General features: G+C 77.6%; 8 protein-coding genes. 1 reads left to right on the top strand and 7 read right to left on the bottom strand.

Going from position 1 to position 8,712, the window contains the following annotated elements; all coding sequences use genetic code 11:
* Window positions 1–94 precede the first annotated feature (94 nt).
* The 3 genes from G6556_RS19200 to G6556_RS14715 are packed head-to-tail and all read right to left on the bottom strand — an operon-like array spanning window position 95 to window position 1,984.
* Window positions 95–1,129, bottom strand: a complete 1,035-nt coding sequence (locus G6556_RS19200; RefSeq protein ID WP_205693532.1) for a tail fiber protein — start codon at window positions 1,127–1,129, stop codon at window positions 95–97.
* Window positions 1,130–1,138: 9 nt separating this feature from the next.
* Entirely contained in the window at window positions 1,139–1,636 is a 498-nt protein-coding gene (locus G6556_RS14710) for a tail fiber protein (protein ID WP_166942921.1), read from the bottom strand.
* A gap of 15 nt (window positions 1,637–1,651) precedes the next feature.
* Window positions 1,652–1,984 (bottom strand): hypothetical protein, encoded by a 333-nt coding sequence (locus G6556_RS14715; RefSeq protein WP_166942924.1) that lies wholly within the window; start codon window positions 1,982–1,984, stop codon window positions 1,652–1,654.
* 137 nt (window positions 1,985–2,121) lie between these two features.
* Between G6556_RS14715 and G6556_RS19990 the strand changes: the two genes are divergently transcribed.
* Window positions 2,122–5,811, top strand: coding sequence for an immunoglobulin domain-containing protein (locus tag G6556_RS19990; protein ID WP_166942927.1), 3,690 nt, complete (start codon window positions 2,122–2,124; stop codon window positions 5,809–5,811).
* Between the two features lie 193 nt (window positions 5,812–6,004).
* On the opposite strand, the gene G6556_RS14725 is transcribed toward G6556_RS19990, so the two are convergent.
* The 4 genes from G6556_RS14725 to G6556_RS14740 form a co-directional block, all read right to left on the bottom strand.
* The gene (locus tag G6556_RS14725; RefSeq protein WP_166942929.1) at window positions 6,005–7,384 is read right to left on the bottom strand and encodes a UTP--glucose-1-phosphate uridylyltransferase; all 1,380 of its coding nucleotides are present in this window, start codon (window positions 7,382–7,384) and stop codon (window positions 6,005–6,007) included.
* Window positions 7,385–7,431: 47 nt separating this feature from the next.
* Window positions 7,432–7,713 carry a hypothetical protein gene (locus G6556_RS14730; RefSeq protein WP_166942932.1) on the bottom strand — a complete coding sequence of 94 codons (282 nt, stop codon included), beginning with the start codon at window positions 7,711–7,713 and terminating at the stop codon, window positions 7,432–7,434.
* Complete coding sequence (locus G6556_RS14735; RefSeq protein ID WP_346774925.1) at window positions 7,710–7,937, bottom strand: hypothetical protein; 228 nt, start codon at window positions 7,935–7,937, stop codon at window positions 7,710–7,712. The genes G6556_RS14730 and G6556_RS14735 overlap by 4 nt, the downstream gene beginning before the upstream one ends.
* A 198-nt stretch (window positions 7,938–8,135) precedes the next feature.
* Window positions 8,136–8,712 (bottom strand): TetR family transcriptional regulator (locus G6556_RS14740; protein WP_166942938.1); only part of this gene is annotated, 577 nt, incomplete at its 5' end.

Consider the following 8,712-nt stretch of genomic DNA (forward strand, 5'->3'; position numbering starts at 1 on the left):
CGCCGGACGGCTCCGTCGCGCCGGAGGTCCTGTCGCGTCGGAGGTCCCGCCGCGCGGACGGCCCTGCCGCTGCGGTCGAGGCGGGCTGCCGCGCTCAGTAGCGGACCGGGTAGTCCCCGTTCAGCGCGATCATCGCCGTGACCCCGAGGTACGGCGAGCGGTTGGTGTGCGGCTGCGAGCCGCCGGAGGGGCCGGTCGTGCCGATCCCCACCGTCGGGCCGGCGGCGGTGTAGAGGTCCCGCCGGGCACGCCCCTGCTGGGCGACGGCCCAGGAGGCGCCGGACGGGTTCCCCGTGGTGCCGCGCGCCGCCGTCCCGCGGACGGTGTGGGTGTGCGCCGGCAGCTGCGCGGTGGTGAGCGTGACCGCGGCGGCCCCGCCCCGATCGCCGATCGCGGTGTCCCGCCGGCCGGGGGCGCTCTGGCCGACGTGCACGGGCGTGCGGTCGCGCAGGTCCGGCAGGCCGAACGTGGTGCGCCCGTCGCCCCCGAACGCGGTGCCGAGCAGGGCGAACAGCGGGGTGTTCTGGGCGACGGGCACGAGCTGCCCGGTGCACGCCGCCCAGCCGCTCGGGACGTAGCTCCCCGCGAACAGCCGCACCTCGCCCACGAGGGCGGGGGCCGCGATCCCGGCGTCGTCGCCCCGGCTCGGGAACACCCCCTGGACGGCGATGCCGTAGGTCAGGGCGAGGTACGGCGGGCGGTTCTCGTGCGCCTGGGACGACCCCGTGGCCTGGACGGTGCCCGGCGCCATGACGACCTGGGCGGCCGACCCGTACTGCGGTGCGGCCGTCGCCGCCCAGCGCGCGCCACCCGGCTCCGCGGCGTCGGCGGGTGCGGACGACCCGACGACCTGGTGCGCGTGCTGCGGGATCTCGGCCGTGGACAGCACGGCGGTCGCGGCACCGCCGGCCTGGCCCACCCATACCTCCGCGCCCGCGCCGACGGCCGAGCGGTCGCGCAGGTCCGGCAGCTGGAAGGTCGACACGCCGCTGCCGCCGTACTGCGTGCCCAGGACGGCGTACAGGGCCGAGTTCTGCGAGATCGCCAGGGTCTGGCCGTCGCACGGCAGCCAGCCGGACGGCACGAAGTCGGTGGCGAACAGGCGGATCTCGCCGAGGTAGGGGTCCATGTCCAGCCGTCAGTCTCGGGTCGGGTAGAGGCCGGCGGTCGCGATGATGTGGATCATCCCGAGGTACGGCGGCAGGTTCTCGTGGGGCGCGCCCGTCCCGGCCGGCGCCAGGGCGTCGCCGGCCATGGTCTGGGCGTCCGCCCCCGGGTCGCCGGGCAGGTACGCCGGGCCGGGGACCGCGGCCCACACGCCCGGCGCGGTGCCCGTGGCCGCCGCCGCGGACGCGTGCACGGCGTGGGTGTGCACCGGGAGCTGCGGCACGGTGAGCGCGACCGTCTCCGCGCCGCCGGTCTCACCGAGGTTCGCGCCGCGGCGGCCCACGGCCCACCGCCCGCGCAGGTCGGGGAGCGCGAAGGTCGAGACGCCGTCGCCGCCGTACCGGGTGCCGAGCAGCGTGTACAGGGCCTCGTTCTGGCTGATCGGCAGCACCTGCCCGTCGCAGGCCGCCCAGCCCGCGGGCGCGAAGATGCCCGCGAACAGCCGGATCTCTCCGAGGTAGGGCTCCACGTCGTCCTCCTCGCCTCAGGCCGTCCGGCCGACGACGGCCTCGAGCGTGCTGCCCTCGGGCCCGACCGGCTCGACGTGCAGCACCAGGTCGCCGTCCGCGTGCCGGAACGACTGCGTGGCACCGGGCAGGTCGCCGGCGCCGGTGAACCGCAGCGCGAAGGCCGTCTCGGTCGCCGGGGCGCCCGCCCGCCCGGTCACGGCCGCCAGCGTCACCGTGCGGCCCTCGACCTCGAACGGGTCGCCCACGAGAGGGCGGAGCGCCGCGAGGGTCAGCGGGATGGTCGCGCGGCGCGTCGCGAGCACCGGGCCGCCGACCGCGATGACGCCGGCGGCCGCGGTGGCAGCCACTAGCACGGTGCGACGGGTGGGCACGGGGACTCCTGGACCTTGCGGGGTGACGACCGGGGACGACGAGCGGGGTGAGCCTACGAGGATTCACCCGGACGACGGGCCCGCCGGCCGGGTGAAACACCTAGTCTTCCGGCGTGCACCCCCCTCGTCCCGCGCTCCGGCGCGCCCTCGCGACGCTCGTGCTGGCCGCCGTCGCGGCCGGTGCCGGCACCGTCGCACCCGGCGTCCCGGCGCTCGGTGCGCCCGCCGCCCTGGCCGCCGAGCCGGTCGCGATCGCGGTGACGTCGGCCGCCGACGCCGCGCTCACCGCGGGCTGCGACGACGGCGCGGCGGGCACCACGCTGCGGGAGGCGCTCTGCCGCGCGGCGGACGAGACGGACGCGGTCGTGACGGTGCCGGCCGGCACGGACGTCACCCTCGTCGCGGGTCCGCTGACGTTCGCCCCCGACGCGCCCGCGAGCCTGGTCGTGACGTCTCCCGGCACCTGGACGGTGACGGCCCAGGGCCGGCGGGTCCTCGACCTCGACGGCAACCTGGTCGGCGGCGTGGACGTCACCGTCGAGAAGGTCGAGCTGCGCGGGGGCGTGCCGAGCGCGGCCGACGCGGCGGTGGTCGGCGGCGGCGGCGCGGTGCTCGCCGGCACCGGCGACCCGGCCCGGCCCGACGCGCTCACCCTGCGCGACTGCGTCGTCACCGGCAGCGCCAACGCCGCCGGCGCGGGCGACGCCTCGGCTCCCGGCGGCGCGGTGCAGATGTCCGGCGGCGCGCTGACGATCGACGGCTGCACCTTCCGCGGCAACACCGCGGACGGGGCACCCGGCGGGGCCGTCGCCATGCTCGGCGTGGACGACGCGGACACGGTCGTCGTCACGGGGTCGACGTTCGACCAGAACACCGTCACCGGCGGGGCGGGCTCCGGCGTGCTCGGCGGCGGCGCGCTCTACGTCGAGGGCGCCGCGCTCCAGGTGCAGGGCTCGACCTTCACCGGCAACACCGTGACCTCGTCGTCCGCCGCGGCGGCACGCGGCGCGGCCGTGCTGGCGACCGGCTCGACCGCGCTCGCCGGGTCCCGGGTCGAGGGCAACGTCGTCACGGGCTCGGGCGGGGCGGCCGACGGCGGCGCGCTCTGGCTCGCCGCCGGCTCGGTCACGTCCTCGGTCCTGGTGGGCAACACCGACGGGGTCACCGGCGGCACGCGCGCGGCCTCCGTGGTGGGCCCGGTGCCCGCCACGGCCAGCTGGTGGGGCTGCGCCGCCGACGCGACCGACGCGGCGTGCGGTGCGGTGGGCGGCACCACCACGGCGCCCCGGGCCGTGCTCGCGCTGGCCGCCTCGCCGACCCGGCCGGTCACCGGCGACGCGGTCACCGCCACCGCGCGCGTGTCGCTCGCCGACGGCACGCCGGCGCCCGCCGCGCTGCTGCGTGCGCTCGCGGGCCGTCCCGTGGCCTGGGCGTTCGACCCGGTCGACGCCGGGGTGGACGCCGACCCGGCGCTCGCCGCGGACGGCACCGCGGCGGCGCGGTTCACGCGGAGCCCCGCGGCGACGCTCGCGGTGCGGGCGACGGTCGACCAGAGCACCGCCGGGACGACGCTCGAGCAGCCCGTGCCCCCCACGGTCTCCGCCCCGGCCGGCGCCACGGCGCTCGAGGGGGCGCAGGCCACCTTCGCCACGACGGTCACCGGGTCGCCGGAGCCCGCGGTCCGGTGGCAGCGCGCGGAGCCCGGCTCCTCGTCCTGGGCCGACGTGCCCGACGGGACGGCGACCGAGCTGACCGTGGTCGCGGGCCGTGCGGACGACGGCGCCCGCTACCGTGTGATCGCGACGAACACCGCCGGGACCGCGACCAGCGCGCCCGCGACCCTCACGGTCACCTGGGGCCCCGAGGTCACCGGCCAGCCCGCCGACGCCGCGGGGCTGCCGGGCAGCACCGCGCGGTTCGAGGTCGGCGCGGTCGGCTCGCCCGCGCCCGCGGTGCGCTGGCAGACGGCGCCGCCCGGCACGGACGCCTGGTCCGACGTCGCGGGTGCGACCGGGGCCAGGTACGACCGCGTGCTGGGGGCCGGCGACGCGGGCCTCCGGGTGCGCGCCGTGCTGACCGGCGCCACCGGCGAGGTCCCGAGCGCCGCGGCCACGATCACCCTGCACGCCGCGCCCGCCATCACGGCGGACCCGGTCGACCAGGCGGTGCCCGAGGGGTCCGACGCCACCTTCGCCGTCACCGTGTCGGGCTCCCCGGCGCCCGCGCTGCAGTGGCAGGTGCTCGCCGCAGGCGCGACCGGCTGGACCGACGTCCCCGGCGCCGACGGGACGACGCTGGTCGTCCCGGCCGACCGCGCGGTCCAGGGCACCCGGTACCGCGCCGTCGCGACCAGCACCGCGGGGTCGGCCGTGTCCGCGTCCGCCGCGCTGACGGTCCTGTGGGGCCCCGAGGTCACCGACCCGGCGGACGTCACGGTGGTCGCCGGGACCGTGGCCCGGTTCGAGGTCGAGGCGGCCGGCGAGCCCGCGCCCGTGGTGCGCTGGCTGACCAGCACCGACGGCATCGCGTGGAGGTACGAGGGCGGCACGGGCCCGGTCTACGAGCGCACCACCGTCCCGGGCGACGACGGCCTGCTGGTCCGGGCGGTCGCCACGGGCGCGACGGGCCCGGTGCCGAGCGCGGTGGCCACGCTCACCGTGCACACCTCGCCGGCCTTCACCGCGCAGCCGTCGGACGTCACCGCGGACGCGGGCGACGACGCCACCTTCACGGTCGCCGTGACCGGTGCGCCGTCCCCGGTCGTCCGGTGGCAGGTCCGCGCGCCGGGCGGCGCTTGGACCGACCTCCCGGGCGGCGGTTCCGGGACGCTGACCGTGCCGGCGACTCCCGAGGTCGACGGGTCCTCGTACCGCGCCCTCGCGAGCAACGCCGCGGCGGCCGACGTCCCGAGCGCGGCCGCGGTGCTGCGCGTTCTCACGCCGCCCACGGTCGGCGACCCCGTCGACGTCACGGCGGCGGACGGCGGCACGGCGCGGTTCGAGGTCGCCGTCGGCGGCTCCCCGACCCCCACGGTCACCTGGGAGCGGTCGGCCGACGGCACCACCTGGGTGCCGGTCGCGGGCGCGACCGGCACGGTGCTCGAGCTGCCCGTCACGGCCGCCGACGACGGGACGCTGGTGCGGGCGGTGGCCGCGTCGACGCTCGTCGCCGGCCCCGCGACCGCCGTCAGCGCCCCCGCCACGGTCACCGTGGTCACCGCCCCGCAGGTGGTGGCCGAGCCCGGCGGCGTGGGCCCCGACGGCGCCCTCCGGGTCGTCGCCGGGCAGCCGGTCACGCTGTCCTGGGTGGTCGACGCGGACGCCGGGACCGCCACCTGGGAGTCGTCGCGCGACGGCGGCTCGACCTGGGGCGGCCTGCCGGACGGGGCGGTGGTGTCCCAGACCCTCGTCGCGGCGCCGCGCCTGCTCGCGCTGCGGGTCGCGGCCACCCCGACGTCCGGTACCGTCCGGCACACCGTCGCCTACACCCCGGTCGCCGGCGACGACGGGCTGATGATCCGGCTCGTGGTCGCGAACCTGGCGGCCACCGTGGCGACCGACGCGGTGACGCTGCGCGTGGCGGCGCCGGAGGACGGGACGACACCGGGCGGCGGTACGCCCGGGACCACGACACCGGGCGGCGGCGCGACGCCCGGCGCGGACCCGGCGGCGTCCGCCGGGGCGACCGGACGGACGGCGCTCGGCGTCACCGGCGCGGACGCGGCGGCGCTCACCGCGGCGGCGGCCCTGCTGCTCACGGCCGGCGGCGCGCTGCTGCTCGCGGCCCGGCGCCGGCGGGGCTGAGCGCGGCCGCGGCCGGTCACCCGGCGCGGCCCGTCACCGGCCGCGTCCCGTCACCAGCCGCGGACGCGGCTGATCACCCGGGAAGCGGACGCGACCTGATCACCGCCGCGGCCGGCCCACCACCGGCTCCGGCGGAGCGATGGTGGGCCGGCGGCGTCGCGGCGTGCCCGCCGAGCGGGTCCGGCGGTGGGGGTCAGCCGCCGATCGTGGTGCCGGCGGGGACGGTGCCCGGGGCGCCCTCGGCCGTCACCACGGCCTCCCCGGTCGCGACCACGCCCGGCTCGAAGGTCCAGTCGCCCTGGACCGTGAACGAGGACGCGCCGCGCAGCGACGGGGCGGCGGGGAACCGCTGCTCGAACTTCCCCACGGTCTTGTAGACCTTCGTGTCGAGGTCGACCAGCGGCGCCTTCTCGACGGCGAGCCGCAGCGTCGAGTCCTCGCCCAGGTCGTACGCGTCGGACCGCAGCAGCAGCAGGTCGTTGGTCGTCTTGACCGGCAGGAACCGCTCGCGCCCGACGGCGATGGCCGTCGCGCCCTCGAACACCTCGATCGCCGCGCCCATCGCCGTCTCGATCTGGAACACCTCCGGCGACGAGGAGTCGGTCGGGTCGACGGTCTTCACGTTGCGGATCAGCGGCAGGCCGAGCACCGCGCCCCGCGCCTCGAGCGCCGCCGCGATCTGCTCCAGGTCGAACCACAGGTTGTTGGTGTGGAAGTACGGGTGCCGGTGCTCGTCGGTGAAGTAGTCCATCTCGTCGGCGGGCGTCTGCGCGGTGTCCCGCAGGATCAGCCGGCCGTCCGACTTCCGGACCGCGAGGTGGCCGCCCTTGCGGTCGGCGGCGGTGCGCCGGCAGAGCTCGGCGGCGTAGGGCGCGCCCGAGGCCGCGAACCAGCCGGCGATCGTCGGGTTCGGCGCCGCACCCAGGTTGTCGGAGTTCGACACCGACGCGTACCGGAAGCCCGCGTCGAGCAGCTGCTGCAGCACGCCCGAGGCGAGAAGCGCCGTGTAGAGGTCGCCGTGGCCCGGCGGGCACCACTCCAGCGACGGGTCGGCCTCCCAGGTCACCGGGGTCAGGTCGTCCGTGCGGAGCTTCGGCTCCTGGTTCTGCAGGAAGTCGAGCGGCAGGCCGTCGACGGCCAGACCCTCGTGCGTCGCCAGCGCGGCGAGCGAGTCGGCCTGGGTGCGGAACGAGTTCATCAGGATGAGCGGCAGCCGGGCCCCGGTCTCGGACCGGGCGTGCTGCACCTGCTCGACGATCAGGTCGAGGAACGACTTCCCGTCGCGGACCGGCAGCAGCGACTTGGCCTTGTCCATGCCCATCGAGGTGCCGAGACCGCCGTTGAGCTTGATGATCGCCGTCTTCGCGAACGCCTCGCGCGCCGCCTCGGGGTCGATGTCGACGTCCGCGAGCTGCGGGGGGTCGAGCAGGGGGTCGATGGTGTCCTCGGGGATGAGGCCCGTGGCCCCCGCCTCGAGCTCCCGGTAGTAGTGGGTGAAGACGTCGATCGCGGTCGGGGCCACCCCGGCCGCCGCCATCTTGTCCTGGGCCTGCCGCAGTCCGGTGTCGCTCATGGGGTCGATCCTAGGAACACCGGGTGACGCGCGGCCACACGCCGGGGTCAGCGGGCGGCGTGCCGGCCGTACCGCTGCCGCGCGGCTTCCCCCGAGGTGCCGACGATCTCGCCGACCGTCTTCCACGGGACACCTGCCCGGCGCGCGTCGACCACGGCCGCCGCCAGGTCGCGCTCGGCGGTCGCCCGCCGGGCGGCGGCGAGCCAGAGGGCGGTCATCGGGTCGACGGCGTCCCGGTCGCCGGGGGCGGGCTCGTAGGCCTCGAAGCGGTCCGCGAGCCGGTCGGCGCTCGCGAGGATCTCGTCGAGCGATCGGGGCACGGTGATCATCTCCTCAGGAACTTCGTGCGTGCGGGCCGCATGGCGTGGACCACGCACCACCCGCCGTACATCGCCACCACGCCGACCTCGATCAGCGCGGCCGTGCGGTCCGGCCCGATCACCATCGTCATCCCCTCGCCCACGTCGAGGCTGTCGACGTGGTGCTCGACGGCGTGGCGGACGTCCTCCTCGGGCACCCCGTGGCGGTGTGCGCTGCCGAGGATCAGCGGCACGTCGCCGTGCAATCAAGTTACCTTGCTCATCTCCCCCGCGCCAGTTCATCCTCGCCGCGGCGCCGGTCGGTCGTCGTCCCTGGGGTCGCCATGATCGCGACCGTAGGCGCGGCGCCGCCCGCGCGTCGGCCGTCATCCACAGGCCGCGCGCTCCGGGGAGGCGAGATGTCGCGAAGGTCCGGGATCGTGCCTTCGGTGTCAGCCCAGAGCCCCCCGCACCGGGGTCAGCGCCTCGTCCAGCAGGTCTGGCAGCCGCGTCCGGTCGGCGCCGGCCAGTGCCCACGCCTCGACCGCCGCGACCAGCGCCCCGGCCCAGGCCGTCCCGGCCACCCGCGCGTGCAGCGGGTCGACGCGCCGCCCGGCGGCGTACCCGGCGATCGCGGCTCCGAGGTCCGCGGTGCGGCGCGCGGCCGCGAGCCGCAGGTCGTCGCCGAGGCCCATAGTGTCCGCCTGGGTGAAGGCGAGTGCGACGTGGTCCGCAGGCAGCCGGGCGGCCAGGTCCCGCAGGGCGGCCTCCACGACCGCGCCCGGTGTCGCGTCCGTGCCCGAGCCGGCGAGCGCGACCCGCAGGGCGTCGACCCGCTCGTCGAACGCCGCCCACAGCAGGTCGGACTTCGCGGGGAAGTAGTTGAAGAACGTGCTCCGCGAGACGCCCGCCCGCTGCGTGATGTCGGCGACGGAGGTCGTCGCGTACCCGCGCTCCAGGAACAGCTCGCCCGCGGCCTCCTCCAGCATCGCCCGCGACGAGGCGTGCGGGCGATGCTGGAGGAGGCCG

The sequence above is a fragment of the Cellulomonas sp. IC4_254 genome, from assembly GCF_011603975.1.
GTDB lineage: Bacteria > Actinomycetota > Actinomycetes > Actinomycetales > Cellulomonadaceae > Cellulomonas.